This window comes from Streptomyces sp. GSL17-111 (assembly GCF_037911585.1).
Lineage (GTDB): Bacteria > Actinomycetota > Actinomycetes > Streptomycetales > Streptomycetaceae > Streptomyces.
The window spans coordinates 4693940-4711652 of record NZ_JBAJNS010000001.1 but is presented as its reverse complement, the minus strand read 5'-3'; the positions used below and the strand labels follow the sequence as shown (position 1 = coordinate 4711652).

At 73.4% G+C, this 17713-nt stretch carries 16 protein-coding genes; 9 read left to right on the top strand and 7 right to left on the bottom strand.

From position 1 onward, the window contains the following. Positions 1–37 precede the first annotated feature (37 nt). Positions 38–1480: a helix-turn-helix domain-containing protein gene (locus V6D49_RS21005; protein ID WP_340561907.1), complete on the top strand. Its 1443-nt coding sequence runs from the start codon at positions 38–40 to the stop codon at positions 1478–1480. Positions 1481–1533: 53 nt separating this feature from the next. On the opposite strand, the gene V6D49_RS21000 is transcribed toward V6D49_RS21005, so the two are convergent. Then, positions 1534–2559 carry an ArsR/SmtB family transcription factor gene (locus V6D49_RS21000; protein ID WP_340561905.1) on the bottom strand — a complete coding sequence of 342 codons (1026 nt, stop codon included), beginning with the start codon at positions 2557–2559 and terminating at the stop codon, positions 1534–1536. Between the two features lie 119 nt (positions 2560–2678). On the opposite strand from V6D49_RS21000, the gene V6D49_RS20995 reads away from it, so the two are divergent. Further along, entirely contained in the window at positions 2679–3962 is a 1284-nt protein-coding gene (locus V6D49_RS20995) for an MFS transporter (protein ID WP_340561903.1), read from the top strand. 28 nt (positions 3963–3990) lie between these two features. Here the strand turns inward: V6D49_RS20995 and V6D49_RS20990 are convergent, their stop codons facing one another. From V6D49_RS20990 to V6D49_RS20980, 3 genes are all read right to left on the bottom strand, one after another. Next, on the bottom strand, positions 3991–4638 hold the full coding sequence (locus V6D49_RS20990) for a class I SAM-dependent methyltransferase (protein WP_340561901.1): 648 nt from the start codon (positions 4636–4638) through the stop codon (positions 3991–3993). Between the two features lie 38 nt (positions 4639–4676). Further along, positions 4677–5831, bottom strand: a complete 1155-nt coding sequence (locus tag V6D49_RS20985) for a cytochrome P450 (protein ID WP_340561899.1) — start codon at positions 5829–5831, stop codon at positions 4677–4679. Positions 5832–6225: 394 nt separating this feature from the next. Beyond that, positions 6226–7083, bottom strand: coding sequence for an aspartyl/asparaginyl beta-hydroxylase domain-containing protein (locus V6D49_RS20980; RefSeq protein ID WP_340561897.1), 858 nt, complete (start codon positions 7081–7083; stop codon positions 6226–6228). A gap of 602 nt (positions 7084–7685) precedes the next feature. On the opposite strand from V6D49_RS20980, the gene V6D49_RS20975 reads away from it, so the two are divergent. The 4 genes from V6D49_RS20975 (at position 7686) to V6D49_RS20960 (ending at position 11976) form a co-directional block, all read left to right on the top strand. Next, positions 7686–8969, top strand: coding sequence for a M64 family metallopeptidase (locus tag V6D49_RS20975; RefSeq protein ID WP_340561896.1), 1284 nt, complete (start codon positions 7686–7688; stop codon positions 8967–8969). A gap of 163 nt (positions 8970–9132) precedes the next feature. Continuing rightward, on the top strand, positions 9133–10776 hold the full coding sequence (pgm, locus tag V6D49_RS20970; protein WP_340561894.1) for a phosphoglucomutase (alpha-D-glucose-1,6-bisphosphate-dependent): 1644 nt from the start codon (positions 9133–9135) through the stop codon (positions 10774–10776). Between the two features lie 163 nt (positions 10777–10939). After that, on the top strand, positions 10940–11083 hold the full coding sequence (locus tag V6D49_RS20965) for a pyridoxamine 5'-phosphate oxidase family protein (RefSeq protein ID WP_340561892.1): 144 nt from the start codon (positions 10940–10942) through the stop codon (positions 11081–11083). A gap of 398 nt (positions 11084–11481) precedes the next feature. Next, the gene (locus tag V6D49_RS20960; protein WP_340561890.1) at positions 11482–11976 is read left to right on the top strand and encodes a hypothetical protein; all 495 of its coding nucleotides are present in this window, start codon (positions 11482–11484) and stop codon (positions 11974–11976) included. Positions 11977–12238: 262 nt separating this feature from the next. Here V6D49_RS20960 and V6D49_RS20955 read toward each other — a convergent pair whose 3' ends face one another. Beyond that, complete coding sequence (locus tag V6D49_RS20955; RefSeq protein WP_340561888.1) at positions 12239–12892, bottom strand: hypothetical protein; 654 nt, start codon at positions 12890–12892, stop codon at positions 12239–12241. Positions 12893–13055: 163 nt separating this feature from the next. Between V6D49_RS20955 and V6D49_RS20950 the strand changes: the two genes are divergently transcribed. Further along, on the top strand, positions 13056–13712 hold the full coding sequence (locus tag V6D49_RS20950) for a response regulator transcription factor (protein WP_340561886.1): 657 nt from the start codon (positions 13056–13058) through the stop codon (positions 13710–13712). A 191-nt stretch (positions 13713–13903) separates the two neighbouring features. Here V6D49_RS20950 and V6D49_RS20945 read toward each other — a convergent pair whose 3' ends face one another. After that, the gene (locus V6D49_RS20945; protein WP_340561884.1) at positions 13904–14908 is read right to left on the bottom strand and encodes a GlxA family transcriptional regulator; all 1005 of its coding nucleotides are present in this window, start codon (positions 14906–14908) and stop codon (positions 13904–13906) included. Between the two features lie 133 nt (positions 14909–15041). Here V6D49_RS20945 and V6D49_RS20940 point away from each other — a divergent pair, with 133 nt between their 5' ends. Then, positions 15042–15998: a proline dehydrogenase family protein gene (locus V6D49_RS20940; protein ID WP_340561882.1), complete on the top strand. Its 957-nt coding sequence runs from the start codon at positions 15042–15044 to the stop codon at positions 15996–15998. Positions 15999–16175: 177 nt separating this feature from the next. After that, on the top strand, positions 16176–17114 hold the full coding sequence (locus V6D49_RS20935; protein ID WP_340561881.1) for a transposase family protein: 939 nt from the start codon (positions 16176–16178) through the stop codon (positions 17112–17114). Positions 17115–17217: 103 nt separating this feature from the next. Here the strand turns inward: V6D49_RS20935 and V6D49_RS20930 are convergent, their stop codons facing one another. Then, entirely contained in the window at positions 17218–17709 is a 492-nt protein-coding gene (locus tag V6D49_RS20930; protein WP_340561879.1) for a hypothetical protein, read from the bottom strand. Positions 17710–17713: the final 4 nt, after the last annotated feature.

Sequence of the window (17713 nt, the reverse complement as noted above, 5' to 3'; positions counted from 1 at the left end):
GGTGGGGCGGGGTTGACCGGCTGTCTACCGTAAGCCCATGGCAGAGACGCGAACGTCCGGCCCGGTGGGCCGAGGGGGACGGCGAGCCGTCGACGGTTCCGCCGGCGGGAACGGGGCCGGGGCCGCGAACGGGGCCGGCGACGGGGGCGGGCCGGGGGCGCTGGGGCGGCGGGTGCACCGGCTGCGGACGGCCCGGGGGCTGACGCAGCGGGAGGTCGCGGAGCCCGCGTACACGGCGGCGTACATCTCGACCGTGGAGGCGGGCAAGGCGCAGCCGTCCGAGCGGGCGCTGCGGCACATCGCCGAGCGGCTGGGCACCACGCCGGACGAGCTGACCAGCGGGCGGCCCGCCCACCTGGCCACCGAGCTGCGACTGCGGCTGACCGAGGCGCAGCGCGTCCTGGCGACGGCGGACCCGGCGCAGGCCGCGTCCCGGTACGCGGCGGTGGAGGAGGACGCCCGGCGGCACGGGCTGGCGGCCGAGCGGGCCGCCGCGCTGGTGGGGCGCGGGCAGTGCGCGGTGGAGGGCGGTGACCTGGTGGCGGCGCGCGGCCTCTTCGAGGCGGCCGAGGGGCTGCTGGTGGAGGCGGGGGCGACGTTGCCGCGCCGCGTCCCGGCGCTGCGCGGGCGGGCGTTGACGCATCTGCTGGCCGGTGAGCTGCGCTACGCCTGCTACCTGTTGGAGACGGCGCTGGACGAGCTGAACGCCTCGGGGCTGCGCGACCCGGAGGCGCTGGTGCTGCTGTACACGGCGATCATCGCGCCCTACATGGATCTGGGGGCGCACGCGCGGGCCGCGCAGGCGGCGGAGCTGGCGCTGGCGCTGGCGCCGGAGGTGTCCGATCCGGCGCTGGTGGCGCAGATGCACCGGGGCGTGGCGCGGACGCTGATCGCCGAGGGCCGGGCGGCGGAGGCGGACGCGGCGCTGGTGAAGGCGGCGGACGCCTACCAGCAGCTGCAGATCCGCACCGAGTTGGCGCACTGCCACTGGATGCGCGGGTACGTCTTCGCGCAGTCCGGCGATCTGGCGCGGGCGGAGGACGCCTACCGCACGGCGCGGGACATGCTGGCGTCGCGGCGGGCGCCGCTCTACGCGCATCAGGTGGGCGTGGAGCTGGCGGACGTGCTGCACCGCCGGGGCAAGGACGCGGAGGCCGAGACGTTGCTGCGGGAGCTGCTGTCGGGGCTCGGCCCGGAGCGCGGCGCCGTGCACGAGGCGGGCGCGCACCGGCTGCTGGGCCTGGTGGCGGAGGGACGGGACGACGTGGAGGGCGCCGAGCGGCACTACGTCACGGCGATGGGGCTGCTGGAACGGGCGGGCGCGGCCGGGGACCTGGCGGACGTCTGCCGGCTGCTGGGCGACCTGCTGCGGCGGACGGGTCGGCCGGAGGCGGCGCTGGACGCGTACCGCACCGGCCTCGGCCACCGCGCGGCCCCCGGCACGACGACGCTCGGCCCGGCCCCGGCCCGCCCGTTCTGACCGGCCCTCCGCCCCGGCTGGGCGGCTGGGCGGGGGCGGTGGGCCACCGGGGGTCAGCTGTGGGTGTCCGGCGGTGTCGGGTGGGTGGGTGGCAGGCCGGTCAGTGCCGTGCCCAGCGGGGAGGACACGTAGTACACCGTGCGGCCCACGCGGTAGCGCGTCACCAGGTCCGCGTCGCGGAGCGCGGTGAGGTGTCCGGAGACGGTGGCGGGGCTCAGGCCGAGGTCGCGGGCCAGGGAGCTGGTCGAGGCGGGCCGGCGCAGGCTGGTCAGCACGCCGGCGCGGGTCCGTCCGATGAGGCGCTGGAGGCTGCGGGGGGCCGACGGGCGGGGCGAGGGGTGCCAGAGGTCCCCGACTCCGCGCGCGGGGTAGATCAGGGTCGGCTGCCAGGGCGCTTCGACGACCACCGTGAGCGCCGGCCACACGAAGGCGCTCGGCAGGAGCAGGAGGCCCTGGCCGCCGAGGGGGTGGCGGGTCTGGTGGGGCGCGGCGATGTGGAGCGCGCCGAGTTCGTTCCAGGTGAGGGTGGGGTGTAACTCGGTGAGTGTGCGCAGGAGTCCGCCCTCGGCCAGTTGACGGGACCTGACGGCGATGTCCGCGTCGAGCAGGTCCCGGAGCTGGGGCCACTGCGGGGCGATGAGCCAGTTCCAGCAGCTGCGGATGAGCGTGACGAGCCGGGCGAGCGTGCGGGCGGGGTCGGCGAGGAGACGTTCGGCGATCTCGGGGAGGGGAGGCGTCGCGCGTTCGGCCCCGTGGAGGCAGCGGTGGAGTTCCCGCCGCACGTGGGTGAGGGGGGTCCGCGCCACCCGGGCCAGCTCGTCCTCGATCTCCGCGAGCGGGCCGGTCGGGGGCGGGGTGAGGAAGTCCGGTGTGTACCCGGCGCGGGGCAGGAGGGCCAGCAGCGGGGCGAGTTGCTCCTCGTCGAGCTCGGGCCGCAGCTTCCTCAGCCAGGGCTGGTGGTAGGCCTGGCGGCGGGGGTCGGCGAGGGTCCGTACGGCGGCGACGGTCTCCCACAGGGGGGAGCGCGCGAAGCGGCACTTCAGCAGGTCGGCCGTCTCCACGAGCAGCTGCACCGCCATGACCGCACCTCGTTTCTCACGGGTCTCTTCCGGGTCTCTTCCGGCCGCGACGGGCCGGTGGTTTCGGCTATTCCCGAATCCATTGAACCCGTACCGGGGTGATCAGGATGCTGCGTCCCATGTCTCAGCAGAGCGACCCCGCCGCCTCCCTCGCGTCCGCCCCCCTCGCGCCGGCGACGTACCGTTCGGTCCTGGCGGTCCGCGAGTTCCGCATGGTCTTCCTCGCGCAGGTGATCGCGACGCTGGGGAACGTCGTCGCACAGATCACGCTCTCGATCATGGTCTACGAGCGGACGCGGTCGCCGCTGCTCTCCTCGTTGACGTTCGCGCTGGGCTTCGCCCCCTACGTCTTCGGGGCGACCCTGCTGTCGGCCGTGGCCGACCGGCGTCCCGCCCGGGACGTCATGGTGGCGTGCCAGGCGGTCAGTTGCGTGGTGGTCGGCGTCATGGCGCTCCCCGGCATGCCCATTCCCGTCCTGCTCGCCCTGCTGCTGGTGCTCGGCACCGTCGCCCCGGTGTTCCAGGGCGCCCGCGCGGCGAGCCTGCCGGACCTGCTGTCCGGGTCCGGGTACGCGCTCGGCCGCTCCCTGCTGCGGCTCGTCTCGCAGAGCACGCAGATCATCGGCTTCGCGGTCGGCGGGCTGCTGCTGCTGGTGATGTCCTCCTCGCAGGCCCTGCTCGCGGCGGCGGTGACGTTCGGCCTCGCGGTCCTGCTCCTGCGGTTCGGCGTGCGGCGCCGTCCGGCCCGCCAGCCGGAGGGCGACGCGGGCGGTTCGGTGGCCCGGGCCTCCCTGGCGGGCGTACGGCAGGTGCTGGCGGTTCCCGGGCTCCGTCCCCTGCTGCTGCTCACCTGGCTGCCGCCGGCCTTCGCCGTCGCCCCCGAGGCCCTGGCCTCCCCCTACGCGGACGAGTTGGGCGGCGGCTCGGCCGCTGTGGGGCTGTTGCTGTGCGCCGCACCGGCGGGCTCGGTCGTCGGCGAACTGCTCGCCGGGACCCTGCTCAGCGCACGGACCCGGGTGCGGATGATGCTGCCGACCGCCGTGCTGATGTTCGTCCCCCTCCTCGGTTTCGCGTTCCGCCCCGGCCTGTGGGCGTCGGTCGCTCTGCTGACGGTGTGCGGTCTCGGCTTCACCTACGCGATGGGGCTGGACCAGCGGGTGATCGACGCGACCCCCGAGGCGCTGCGCGGACGGGCGCTGACCATCACGCTGGCGGGGCTGATGATCACCCAGGGGCTGGGGTTCGCCGCCGCCGGCGCGGTCGCGGAGTTCCTGCCACCGCACGTCGTCATCGTGCTCGTGGGCTCGCTCGGCCTGCTGACCCTGGCCTGGTGCGGCGCGTCGATGCGCCCCCGCACGGCGCGGCGGGCGACGCGACGACCGGCGGCGGACCGGGCGGGATAGGTCCGCGACGTGACCGGCGCCGGAGCGCTCAGTGGGGCAGGGGGCGGAGTGCGGCCCACTCCCGGTTCCGGTCGAGCCATCGGGCCAGGGCGAAGCCGGCTGCCTCGACGATCTTCCCGAACTCCTCGTCGGAGTGGACGACGTCGGTCCACGCGTGGGTCCAGGTGGTGTCGCCGTGGCGGCATTCCTGCGCCGCGCGGAGCACCCCGGCTTCGAGGCGGGCCTCGGTGATGGTGACGACCATCGGGCCGGAGCGGACGGTCTGGCCCGCCTTGAGGGCGGCGGCCCAGGTGGGCGAGGTGCGCTGGACCAGGACGAGCCCGTCGCCGGTGACGTGCCGGTGGCACGTCTCCAGGAAGGCGTCCCGCTGGCCGGGGACGATCGTGTTCACGAGATAGCCGCCGAGCACCACGACGGGGAAGCGGTCGGGCAGGGCCAGGGCTTCGACGTCCGCGTGGATCCGGGTTCCGGTGCGCACGTGGGCCAGCATCTCGGCGCTCTGGTCGACGGCGACCACGTGATGGCCGAGTGCGGCCAGCTCGTGGGTGATCCGGCCCGCGCCGCAGCCGAGTTCGAGAATCGCGGCGGCGGCGGGGGCGGCCTCGTGGATGATCCGCGGTTCCCGGCCCGCCGGGAACGCGCGGTAGAGGCCGACGGGGCTTCCGTCCGGAGCCACGGGCCCCCCGTCGGACGCCGTGCCGCACCCCAGGGGGCTCATCCGGGCAGTCCGCTCACCGGAAGCTCCCGCAGCCCCCGCAGGGTCGCGTGGCGCCAGTGGACCGGCTCACCGGCCAGGCACAGGTCGGGGGCGTCGCGCAGCAGCGTGGTCAGGGCCACGGAGCAGGTGAGCCGGGCCAGGGACGCACCGGCACAGGCGTGGGCGCCCCAGCCGAAGCCCAGGTTGTGGTTCGGCTCCCGCGTGAAGTCCAGCGCGTCCGGGTCCGGGAACCGCCGTGGGTCCCGGTTGGCGGCGGCGACCAGCACGATGACGTCGTGCCCCCGCCGGATCGTCCGGCCGCCGAGTTCGTGGTCGGAGGCACAGACACGGGAGACCGCCTGGACCGGGCCGGAGTGGCGCAGCAGTTCCCTGAGCGCCGCCTCGCTCACTCCGCCGCTGCGGAGCTCCTGCCACCGGGCGGGGTCACGCAGCAGGGACAGGACGGAGGCCGCGACGAACCTGCTGGTGGGGGCGTACCCGGCGTGCAGTGTGGCGCGCAGCGTGTTGAGGATCATGTCGCGGGAGATCGCCGCGTCGGACTGCGCGCGGAGGAGGTCTCCGAGAAGTCCGCCGTGCGGCCGCTGGTCGAGCCAGTCGGAGATCTGGGCGCTGAGGTGGTCACGGGCCGCGGTGCCCGGAGCGGCCGCCTCCGGGGTGAGGCCCGAGTCCATGGCCGCGACGATGGCCTCCGACCAGGCGACGATGTTCTTCTCGTCGGCGTCCGGAACGCCGAAGAGTTCGGCCACGGCCGTGAAGGCCAGCGGCGCGGTGTAGTCCGTGACCAGTTCGCAGCCGCCCCGCCCCCGCAGTCCGCGCAGCAGCTGACCGGCGCGGTCCTCCAGCCGGGCCCGGATGGCCGCGAAGTCCTGGCGGCGGTAGGCGTCCATGAGGACGCGGTGGACGCCGCCGTGCTCCGGGGGGTCGAGGGTCTGGATGCTGAGCAGGTTGTCGGGGACGTCGATACCGGCCGCCCGCAGGTCGGAGGAGAACGTCTCGGTGCGGCGCAGCGCGAGCAGGCAGTCCTCGTATCCGCTGACGACCCAGGCGCCCAGCGGCTCGTACCAGTGCACCGGTTCGGCCGAGCGCAGGCGGTGGTACATCGGGTGCGGGTCGCGGATGGTGGCGTCGTCCAGCGGGCGGAACAGGTGCATCACGTGCCTTTCTGCCGTGCGTGACGGGCGGCGGGCGCCCCCGGGTCGTGGCGGGGGCGCCCGCCCACTGCTCGTGGATCAGTGGAGGTAGCGCATGATGTCTCCTCCTCTCCCGGGGTCTTCGGATCTGCGGCTCTCCGGATCTCCGGGCCGGCTACGTACGACGAGCTGTTCAGTGCAGGTAGCGCATGGTGGACCTCCTCCTGCCGAGCCGCTCGGAAGCGGCGGTGGGTGGGCGGGCGCGGGCCGCACCGTGCGGAACGGCGCGGAACTCCCACGCGGTCGAAGGGGTGCGCCGACGGTCCTGCGGGCGCACCGGGAGAGAAGCTGGACGGACGGCGCGTCAGGGCGGCGCCTCAGGGCCGCGCGTCAGGCCGTGCCCCAGGGCCGGACGTCAGGAGCGTGCGAGCGCGGCCTTGCGGGTGACGTGCCGTCTGCGGCGTCCGCAGCGCGTGAAGAAGACGGCGCGCGGGGAGTCGCCGAAGAGGTCCAGCCGGACGCCGCGCTCCTCGGTCCACCCCTGGAAGCGGAACTCTCCGCCTCCGACGTGCACCAGGGCGATGCCGGGGCCGTCGGCGACCTGGAGGACGAGCGTCCCCGCGTCGTCGATCACGCGTGCGGGCAGGTCCGGTTCGGTCGACTCGCCGGCCTGGTCGTCCAGGCGCAGCGCGAAGGGAGGGACCGGGACCTCACAGCGGAAGTCGGCGAGTTCGAAGGCGTGCAGCGGCACCTCGGGGCGGCTGTAAGCGACCTCGCTCACGGGGACGCGTCTGCGGAACGCCTCGGGGAACAGGGCGAGCAGTTCCGGGCTGACCAGGCAGTCGACCACCAGGTGGATCCGTGCCCGGTCCCCCGTGTTGGACACGCTGTGCGGGCGGCTGAAGTCCCCGTACCACAGCGTTCCGGGCTGCCAGCGGTGCTCCACGCCGTCGATCGTCAGGACGGCGCCCGGGTTCGTGCGGATCGGCACGTGCACCCGGACGAATCCGTACGGCAGCCCGGTCGGGGTGTCGCGGTGCTCGGGCACGGTCACGCCCGGAGCCAGGGACATCAGACGGGCGCTGCGCAGTTCGGCGGGCAGCGCCGCGAGGACCTCGGTCAGGTACGGCGCGTGCGCGGCCCACGGGGTGTCGGCGAACCCCTCGACACCGGGACCGCCCGGGTCGGTGCGGTCGGGGTCCCCGCCGGGGGCGCGCAGGGCCAGGCAACGCCAGTCGGTCTGCGCGGACGGCGTCAACCCGTCCCCGTCCACCAGGGATCGCTGGGTGCCCCACGTTCGTGCGCCGAGTCGGTCCACATCGGCTTGCAGCTGTTCGGGATCAAAGGTCAACCGCAGTTTCGCGGCTTCGGGTAAGTCTGCGATCGGGTCGATTGACGCGCTCACGTGTTCCCCCTCCGGATGTTCGCCGGACCCGAATGAGCATTCATGGGCGGGTATGCCCCGCGCAAGTGGGCACGCGTTCTTTTTCTTTGTCGGGAGCTTTGGTACGGGGGTGGTCGGCTCCGGTTCCGCAGCGCTGCCCCGTCCTCCCTCGCGGGGAGCGCCGCAGCTTCTGACCTGCGGTAACGGGCCCGCGCCCGGTCGACGGCACGCGGCGCCGAGCAGGGTCTCCACGGGATGGCCACCGGATGGCCACGGACGTCGAATGGCTGAAAAGTCGCCTCCCGTGACGGGGCGCCAGGGGCCGTCGCGGTCTTGTCGCACGCGCCTGCCTTATGGGTTGTCAGGGACCCATCAGAGGGCTAACTTAACCGCTCACACGTGTGCACTTAACCCCCCGCTTAAGTGTCGTGCGCCCCGCTCGGCCCCACCGCCGTGCCCGGCGCCGCGCCCGCCCCCACGAGGAGACGCCCATGCGCCGACGACGTCCCGTGCTCCTGTCCCTGACCGCCCTCGCCACCGTGTTCGGCTGCGGGCTCGCGGCCCTGCCCGCCACCCCGGCGACCGCCGGACCGCCGCCCCGCACGGAGTGGCGGGAGGTCTTCTCCCCCGACGGCTCGATCACCCGCGTCGAGATACCCCGGCAGGCCGAGCAGGCGCCGAGCGCCCGGGACCGGGACGCCGCGGCCGCCGCCGAGGTGGTGCCCATCCAGCAGACGGGCCTCTCCGACCGCCGGTTCGACATGGTGATCGTCGGCGACGGCTACACCGCCGCCGAGTCGGCGACCCTGCGGCGCCACGCGGAGGAGAAGTGGGCCGAGATCGCCGAGACCGCCCCCTGGGACCGGCACCGCGACGGGGTCAACGTCTGGCTGGTGAACGTCGTCTCCGCCGAGTCGGGCGTCGACCACGACCCGCAGCGCGGCGTCTACCGGGACACCGCGCTCGACATGCACTTCTTCTGCGGCGGCATCGAGCGGCTGCTGTGCCTGAACGAGGCCAAGGCCCAGTCCTACGCCGCCCAGGCCCCCGACGCCGACGCCATCCTCGCCGTCGGCAACACCACCAAGTACGGCGGCGCGGGCTACCCCAGCCTGGCCACCGTCGCGGGCGGCAACGACCAGGCCGGGCGCATCGCCATCCACGAACTGGGCCACTCCGTCGGCGGGCTGGCCGACGAGTACTGGACGCCCGGCACCACCTACAGCGGAGGTGAGCCCGCAGCCCCCAACGTCACCACGGACCCGACCGGCGCCAAGTGGGCCGCCTATCAGGGGCGTTCCACCCCGGACGGTGGCGTGATCGGCGCCTTCGAGGGCGGCCACCAGTACGAGAACGGCATCTACCGGCCGTCGCAGGACTCGCTGATGCGCAACATCAACAAGCCCTTCAACCTCGTCGGCCTCGACGTCATGGACCGCGCCATCAGCGCCGAGATCAGCGACGGCCCCGGCACGGCCTGCACCGGGCACGAGACCACCCGCACCGGCGACCTCACCGCCGGGGGCTCGGCCTACCAGCCCGACGGCAGCTCCTTCCACGCCGCCGCCGGCACCCACCGCGCCTGCCTGGACGCCCCTGACGGCGCCCGCTTCACCCTCGCCCTCCTGCACTGGGACGGCCGGGCCTGGCGGACGGTCGCCACCGGCGACGACGGCGGCAGCCTCCAGCACACCGGCCCCCGGGGCTACTACACCTACCGGCTCCACGCCGCCTCCGGATCGGGCGCCTACACCCTCGGCTACGACACTCCCTGACCCGCCGCCACCCCCGGCCCCCGGGCCCCGCGCACGCCACGCGCGGGGCCCGGCCGGCGCGGGGCGGCGTGGTGCGCGGCGGGACGGCGGGGGATCATGCACGGGAACGCCCGACGCGGCCCCGACGCGGACCCGCCGCACCCGAGACGTGGAGGAGTGACCGATGCCCGACGAGCACGCCGGACGGCCGGCCCGGCCCGAGGACCTGATCGACGTCGCCCGGCTCGTGACCGCCTACTACGCCGTGCGCCCCGACCCGGCCGACCCGGCGCAACGCGTCACCTTCGGCACCTCCGGGCACCGGGGGTCCGCCCTTACCGGCTCGTTCAACGAGGACCACATCGCCGCCACCAGCCAGGCCATCTGCGAGTACCGGGCCCGGCAGGGCACCGACGGGCCGCTGTTCCTGGCCGCCGACACGCACGCCCTGTCCGAACCGGCCCGGGCGACGGCGGCCGAGGTGTTCGCCGCCAACGAGGTGACGCTGCTGGTCGACGAGGCCGACGGGTACACCCCCACCCCGGCGCTCTCGCACGCCGTCCTGACCCACAACCGCGGCCGCGCCTCCGGGCGGGCGGACGGGGTCGTCGTCACCCCCTCGCACAACCCGCCCTCGGACGGCGGGTTCAAGTACAACCCGCCGCACGGCGGACCCGCCGGATCGCAGGCCACCGGCTGGATCCAGGAGCGGGCGAACGAGATCGTCGCGGGCGGGCTGAAGGAGGTGCGGCGGCTGCCCCTGGCCCGCGCGCTGGCCGCGCCGACCACCGGCCGGTACGACTTCCTCGGCTCCTACGTGCGCGACCTGCCCTCCGTCCTCGACCTGGACGCCGTCCGCGCAGCGGGCGTGCGGATCGGCGCCGACCCGCTCGGCGGCGCCTCGGTCGCCTACTGGGGCCGCATCGCGGAGGAACACCGGCTCGACCTCACCGTCGTCAACCCGCACACCGACCCCACCTGGCGCTTCATGACGCTGGACTGGGACGGGAGGATCCGCATGGACTGCTCCTCCCCCTACGCCATGGCCTCCCTGATCGAGGCGCGCGACGCGTACCAGATCGCCACCGGCAACGACGCGGACGCCGACCGGCACGGCATCGTCACCCCCGACGCCGGCCTGATGAACCCGAACCACTACCTGGCCGCCGCCATCGCCTACCTCTTCCGGCACCGCGAGGGCTGGCCCGCGGGGGCGGGCGTCGGCAAGACGCTGGTGTCCTCCGGGATGATCGACCGGGTCGCGGCGGACCTCGGCCGGGAGCTGGTCGAAGTCCCCGTCGGCTTCAAGTGGTTCGTGGACGGCCTGGCCTCCGGCACGCTCGGCTTCGGCGGCGAGGAGTCGGCTGGTGCCTCGTTCCTGCGCCGCGACGGCTCGGTGTGGACGACCGACAAGGACGGCATCGTCCTGGCCCTGCTGGCCGCCGAGATGCTGGCCGTCACCGGACGCACGCCCAGCGAGCAGTACGCCCACCTCACCGAGCGCTTCGGCGCACCGGCCTACGCGCGCGTCGACGCCCCCGCGACCCGCGAGCAGAAGGCGGCCCTCGGCCGCCTCTCCCCCGGCCAGGTCACCGCCGACACCCTCGCGGGCGACGCGATCACCTCCGTCCTCACCCACGCGCCCGGCAACGACGCGCCGCTGGGCGGCATCAAGGTGTGTACCGCCGACTCCTGGTTCGCCGCCCGGCCCTCGGGCACCGAGGACGTCTACAAGGTGTACGCGGAGTCCTTCCGCGGCCCCGAGCACCTGGCCCACGTCCAGGACGAGGCCCGCGCCCTCGTCACCCGCGCCCTGACCACCACCTGACCGCCGCCGACCCCGGCGTCGCCGCACCGCTCGACCCCGTGGCGGTGCGGCGACGCCCGTCGTAGGCTGATTAACAGCCGTCAGCTGCACCGGAGTTGCTCGGAACGCGCCGTCAGCCTCGGTGCGGCCCCGCGCTCTGCCCCCGCCGAAGGATCCCGCCGCCATGACACTGACCGACGCCATGCGGGACCTCGTCTCGGCCCAGGGGCTCGGGTTCGTCGCCACCGTCCGCCCGGACGGCACACCGAACCCGTCGCCGAAGGGCACGACGGAGGTGTGGGACGACGGCCCGCCCGCACCCTGCTGAGCCGTCCGCCGGGGAGCCGAGAGGACGTCGGCCGCTTGGAGCACGCGGGCAACAGCGGTCAACAGGGCATGCACTGACGACGTGTTGTTTCGGCCAGATTGACGGCCTCGGTTCCCCCGGCGGACAAGGCCACGCCACGGCCGGACGCCCGGCTCCGTACCGCTCCTTCCGCAGGCATATTCCGGCTTCACGCCTTCTCCATCCGTAGCCGATCTCCCCCACCGGACCTTCACCGAAGATGACCGGAGTGCGACGGCGGGCGTCGGGTGTCCGTTGCCGGTCACGGATCGTGATGTGAGCATGACCGGTGCCCGATGACCGTCGCAGTCGGCGGGGGAAACGGTGCACCGACCGGCCGGTCCTCCGCGTGGCTGCGCACTGCCCAAGGAGTCCGTCACATGAAGCGATCGAGAATCCGTACGGCCATCACCGCGGCGACCGGCGCGGCAGCGCTCGCCCTCGGCGGCCTCGCCGCCGCGCCCGCAGCCGCCGCGCCCTCCGCCGCGCCGTCGGCACAGGAGAGCGGCACGGCCGCCTCCGGCTTCTGGGCGTGCACCGTCCCGGCCGGAAAGACCTACAGCGACACCGACCGCCGCTACCGGGGCACCTGCAACCCCTCCGGCTGGGGCACCAGCTACTACGTCATCGACCCGGCCGACGGTGTCTGGGCGTGCACGGTCCCGTCCGGCTACACCTACACGGACACCGACCGCCGCGACCGGGGCAACTGCAACGCCACCGGCTGGGGCACCAGCTACCTGCTCGCCGAGCCCCGCACCGGGATCTGGGCCTGCACCATTCCGTCCGGCTTCTCCTACACCGACACCGACCGCCGCTACCGGGGCAACTGCAACCCGACCGGCTGGGGCACCAGCTACCTCCTGGTGGGCTGATCCCGCTCCCGTCCGTGCGCCGCGCCGCCACCACGGCGCGGCGCACGCGCCTGCCCGGCCGGGCAGCGACCGACTACCCGCGTTCGGCACGGAGATGGACGACGCCGGCCGGGTTCCGCACCCAGTGCGCCCGGGTCGCGGGGTCGTCGAAGGGCTCGACCTCGTCGCAGGGGGCTCTTCATGGCGACGTTGACGCCGCCGTCGAACGTGGGAGTCGTCATGACTCGCACCGTAGCCACCGGCTCGGACCTTCCGGCCGACCTCAGGACGGGAGGCGGGTGACGGAGACGAGGGTGACGTCGGGGTCGTCGGGGACGCCCGGGCCTCCCCCGTCGACGAGTTGGCGGCCCGCGCTGGTCGACGCGCCGGGGGCGAGGGCGTCGAAGTGGTACGTGCCCTCGGCCCGGTAGCCGTCCGGGCCCGTCACCGCGACGGCGATCTCGTAGGTGGCCGACTCACCGCCGTGGTTGGTGACACCGACCGTGACCCACACCCCGGCCCGCCGGGACGTCGCCTCCAGGACGGCCGCATGGTCGGAGGAGTCGGCCGCCTGGACGCCGGGTGGCTCGGCCTCGCGGGGTGTCGGCGCGGCCTCCGTCTCCGCCTCCCCCTCCGTCCGGGGCTCCGTCCCGTCCGGCGCGGTGGTGGCGGCGGACGGGGAGGGCGAGGCGGAGGAGTCCGGTTCGGAGGCGGCCGGAGGCTGCGGGGACGGAGCGGCGGGGTCGGAGACGTCCGAGGTCGCCGGGTCGCCGCCGCCGGGCTGGGGGTAGGTGTCCACGGCGGAGGGCACCGCGCTGTCGGCGGGGCGGGCGTCGGGCCACAGACTCGCGGTGAGCACACCGGCCAGGACCAGCACCACCGCCGCGCCCACGACGAAGGCCGGGCCCGCGCCCCTGGGTCTTCTGTGCCGACTCACTCGCTCTCCGCCCGCCTCGCCACGCTCAGGCCGCTCGACGGCCCCGCGCCAACATAGACGCTCGCCCCGGGCGGCGACGCACGAGGGCTTCCCCCGGCCTGCGGGGGCCGCGATAGGTTGGCCGAAGCGAGGATCGACAGCAGCAGTGAGGTGACGACCCGTCGTGACGTCGGAGGGCACGGTGCGGGTCGCTCTGCTCGACGCCCACCCCGTCGTCCTGGCGGGCCTCGAAGCCTGGTACGCGGCCTCCGGCGAGCCCATCACGGTGTGTGCCACCGGCCGTGACCTCGCCGCCGTCCTCGCCGGGCCGGGCCGCGAGGCGCACGTCGTCGTGCTGGACCTGCACCTGTCGCCGGGGCGCTGCGCCTACGAGGAGCTGCGGGCGCTCGTCGCCCAGCGGCGTCGGGTGATCGTGTACGCCCCGAGCGACAGCCGGGCGGCGGCGGTCACCTGCCTCGACCTCGGCGCCCACACCCTGGTCACCAAGGCCGAGGGTGCCCAGCACCTGGTGGCGGCCACGCTCGCGGCGGCCGAGGGCACCGGCTACACCTCCCCGGCGCTCGCCGCCCTGCTCGGCGGAGCCACCCGGCCGGGTCGGCCGCACCTCGCCCCGCGCGAGACGGACGTCCTGCTGACGTGGTTCCGCTCCGACTCCAAGACGGCGGTCGCCGCCGACCTCGGGATCTCCGTCCGGACCGTGAACACCTACCTGGACCGCATACGGGACAAGTACGGCGACGCGGGGCGTCCGGCCCGCACCAAGGCCCACCTCGTGGCACGCGCCGTCCAGGACGGCCTGATCGCCCTGGACGACCTGTAGGCCGTCCGCCTGCTCCCGGGAGCCCGCCGACAACCGGCTTCGGCGGCACGGCTCTTGTCCACGGCACGCCGCCTGCGCCATATATGCGGGTCTTCGATCTGGAGCGGTGCACAGCGTCTGGGCCACCGACGTGCAGTCACGGTGAGTGACGGGCTTGTCGACCTGGTTCTGTTCTCAAGACCGGACAGCGATCAGTCAGTATTGCGCGGCCCTTGTGAAACCGTGAGGGGCGCGGATCGTCGGCTGGTGGGCAGGGCTCTGAACGCCCGCCGGTATGCCTGGGGCGTCGTGCCGAGGTGTCGGGCGAAGTGGTGGCGGAGGTTGTCGACGGTACCGAAGCCCGTGCGGTGGGCGATCGCGGTTACTGGGTCGTCTGTGGTCTCCAAGTGGTGCTGCACGAGCAGGACCCTCTGTCCGGTCAGCCATTGCAGCGGCGTGGTCCCGGTCTCCTGTCGGAAGCGTCGGGCGAAGGTCCGTGGGGAGAGGTGGGCACGACAGGCCATTGCGTCGACGGTCAGGTCCTGGTCGAGGTTGGCTTCCACCCAGGCCAGGACAGGGGCGAGGGACCCGGTCCCCTCCCGGGGGAGGGGGCGTTGGCGGTACTGGTGCTGGCCGCCGTCACGGTGCGGGGGTGTGACCATGCGGCGGGCGATTGCGTTGGCGACGGCGCTGCCGTGCTCCTTGCGGATGAGGTGGAGGCAGGTGTCGACGCCGGCGGCGGTGCCGGCGCCGGTGATGACCGGGTCCTCGTCGACGTAGAGCACGTCCGACTCGACCCGGGCACGCGGGTGGCGGCGGGCGAGTTCGTCGGTGTAGCGCCAGTGGGTGGTGCAGCGTCGCTCGTCGAGCAGCCCGGCCTCGCCGAGGAGGAAGGCGCCGGTACAGACGCTCAGGACCCGAGCGCCACGCTTCACAGCAGCCCGCAGTTCCTCGGTCAGGTGGTCCGGCTGGCGCACATCGAGGTCGTAGGCGGGGACGCAGATGAGGTCCGCCGAGGCCAGCCGCTCCAGGCCGTGCCGGGCCCGCACCTCGAAGCCGTGGCGGGTCGGCACGCTGTCGCCGGTGGCCGAGACAAGAGCGAAGTCGTACACGGGCAGCGCGTCGTCGCTGCGGTCGATCCCGAAGACCTCGCAGAACACGCCCAGCTCGAACGCGTGGGCACCCTGGAGGGCCAGGACGGCGACGTCGCGAAGCACAGGTTCCCGATCCCTTCTTACAACGGTGGCAGGAATTTCAGCTTACCTGTCGTTTCTGCCACTCTCAGGTGGGAGCACCGGGCTGGCAGGCTCGCAGGCATTCATCCATCCCGCGAACAGCTAGGCACAGCGCATGACCACGCAGACCCCCGCCACCAACGCCGCCCTCTCGTCACAGGCTGCCCAAGTCCTGCGTGGGCTCGCGCTCGACGAGGAGCTGAAGTGGCGCGTCCCAGGCGACCCGGTCCTCGGCCCTCTGGCCCGCAAAGTTGCGCGGCGGTACGTGGCCGGTGAAACCCTGCCCGACGCCCTGGACCGGGCGCAGCAGGTCCTGGCCGTCGGCCACCGCGTGAACGTCGAGTACATGGGCGAGAGCTGCCGCGACCCGCGGCGAGCCACGGAAGAGACCGACACGTTCCTCTCCGCGGCCCGGCTACTGCCACCCGGGTGCTCGATCTCCCTGGACTCGTCCCACATCGGCCTGGCCGTCGATGCGGAACTTGCCCTTGCCAACGCCTCCCGCATCGCCCAGGCCACCGCCGACACCGGGCGGGAGATGGTGATCTCGGCTGAAGGCTCCGACCGTACCGACGAGGTTCTTGCCCTGCACCGCAAGCTGTGCGAGCGGTTCGACCATGTGGGCATCACCGTCCAGGCACGCCTACATCGCACCGCAGACGACCTGGCGGAGCTGCTTTCCCGTCCCGGCCGCATCCGCCTGGTCAAGGGCGCCTTCCTCGAATCTGAGGCCATCGCCCACAGGCGCGAGGCCCCGGCCCTGACCGCCGCCTATCTCGCGTACGCGCAACAGTTGGCCGACTCGGGCCATCCGTGCTCCTTCGCCACCCACGACTGGGATCTGATCAACCGCATTGACCAGCACCTCGGAGGGAAGGGCACCGATTCCGATCCTTGGGAGTTCGAGACCCTCCTCGGCCTCGGGCCCGACCGCCTCCAGGCCATGGCCGAGCGCGGCCACCCCACCCGGGAGTACATCGTCTTCGGCACGGAATGGTGGCTCTACGTCTGCAACCGCATCGCCGAAGACCCCCAGCGCCTGCTCCAAGCCCTCGTCGACGCGGCCGCATGACCACCACCTGATCCGGGGCCCACGTCATGACGCCTGAACACACTGCCCTGCGAAGCGCCAGTGACCCGACGGCCAGAGCCGATCCGCCGCAACGACAGCCCCGGGCCGCTGCTGCCTCGCCATCGAGCGCGTGATCAGTTCTGTTCTCCGGGGAGAGATCAAGCAGGAGCCACGGGCTTGCCCAACGAAGCGACGTTGCTGCTCGACCTCGACGGGGTGTCCGTCATACGGGTCGAGCGGCTTGAGGACGGCACCCGCCGGGTGCATCTGGCCACGGCGGAGGAAGCGGCTCGCGCCTGCCCGGAGTGCGGCGCCTTCGCCTGGAAGGTGAAGGGCACAGCCCGGACCCGTCCTCGGGATCTTCCCTACGGGGAGCACGGGCTGGTGCTGTTGTGGCACAAGCGCCGCTGGTGGTGCCGCGAGCCGACGTGCCCGAGGACGTCGTTCACCGAGAGCGTCGCCCAGATACCGGCCGGGGCACGGATCACCACCCGGCTGCGCCAGGCGGCCGGGCGCCGGGTGCGCGATGCCGGCTCCACGGTCATCCAGGCGGCCCGCGACCTGCACCTCTCCTGGCCGACGGTGACGAGGGCCTTCCGTGCATCGGCGCGCGAGGTCGTCGACGTTCCGCTGCCCGAGGTCCATTGCGACAGGGAGCGCGTCGCGCGGGTGCCCGGCGAGACGTACATGGTGGACGTCGACGGGCTGCGGCCCTCCTCCGAGTACACCTTCACCGTCCGGGCCGAGGACGGGGACGGCAGCCTCTCACCGTTCAGCAGGGAGGTCACCGTCACGACGCTCCCCGACCGGCCGGACGAGAAGCCTCCGACGCGGCCGGAGGACCTGCGGGCGCGGGCGGACGGCTCCCGGGCGGCCACCCTCACCTGGCGGGAGGCGACCGACGACACCGGCGTGACGTCCTACGACGTCCTCCAAGGCGGCACCGCGATCCACAGCGTGACCGACGGCTCAACCACCACCTACGAGATCCACCTCGACGGGGAGTTCGCCGCGACGCTCGTCTGGGGGGCCCGGCACGCGGTCAAGGTCCGAGCCAAGCTCCCCGACGGCCACTGGGGCGCCTTCACCCCGCCGCGCACCGCCACCACCCCCTGAGCCCGACGGGAACGGCTCGACACGGGGCGCGAACATGGCAAGTGAATGTGGTGGTGCCGCGCCGCAAACACCACAGCGCGACACCACCACACTGAGCACACCCTCAGGACGACAGAGAGCCTCCGGAGGAGTCTTCAGGGAACTGCGCAGCACAGAACCTACCGCGCACCCATTCGGAGAACGCGCACTCGGCCGGATCATCGGGGGTCATGAGGGAGACGTAAGTGCCGACAGGAAGACTCACGCAACCCGTCCAGGCATAGCCCCGCTCGGAAGAACTCCCCTGGGCAGCGTTCAGGAGGACCTTCTCCTCAACTCGGTACAGGAGACCAACAGGCCCCTCTCCCGCAGGGTCCACAGCGTAGCCGTTCTCCTCCCAGAAGGCTTCCATCGCTTGATCGCGCGAGAACGTGACGACGTCGGCCGACTCGGCGAGAACCTGCTCCCGCAGTGCTTCGAAGTCGAAGCGGTCACATTTTTCTTCGTTCACCAAGTGCTGAGGCCACCTGTCGCGCAACCCGAAGGAGAACCTCCGGACGACGTCCACGAAGTCACCTCCCACAATGAACTCTGTGGAAAACCCTGTGATGTCCACTCTT

Excerpts from the sequence above, each read along its gene's own strand:
- V6D49_RS21005 (WP_340561907.1), top strand. The coding sequence starts at position 38 with ATGGCAGAGACGCGAACGTCCGGCCCGGTGGGCCGAGGGGGACGGCGA.
- V6D49_RS20995 (WP_340561903.1), top strand. The coding sequence starts at position 2,679 with ATGTCTCAGCAGAGCGACCCCGCCGCCTCCCTCGCGTCCGCCCCCCTC.
- pgm (WP_340561894.1), top strand. The coding sequence starts at position 9,133 with ATGCCCGACGAGCACGCCGGACGGCCGGCCCGGCCCGAGGACCTGATC.
- V6D49_RS20985 (WP_340561899.1), bottom strand. The coding sequence starts at position 5,831 with ATGCACCTGTTCCGCCCGCTGGACGACGCCACCATCCGCGACCCGCAC.
- V6D49_RS20960 (WP_340561890.1), top strand. The coding sequence starts at position 11,482 with ATGAAGCGATCGAGAATCCGTACGGCCATCACCGCGGCGACCGGCGCG.
- V6D49_RS21000 (WP_340561905.1), bottom strand. The coding sequence starts at position 2,559 with ATGGCGGTGCAGCTGCTCGTGGAGACGGCCGACCTGCTGAAGTGCCGC.
- V6D49_RS20975 (WP_340561896.1), top strand. The coding sequence starts at position 7,686 with ATGCGCCGACGACGTCCCGTGCTCCTGTCCCTGACCGCCCTCGCCACC.
- V6D49_RS20965 (WP_340561892.1), top strand. The coding sequence starts at position 10,940 with ATGACACTGACCGACGCCATGCGGGACCTCGTCTCGGCCCAGGGGCTC.
- V6D49_RS20940 (WP_340561882.1), top strand. The coding sequence starts at position 15,042 with ATGACCACGCAGACCCCCGCCACCAACGCCGCCCTCTCGTCACAGGCT.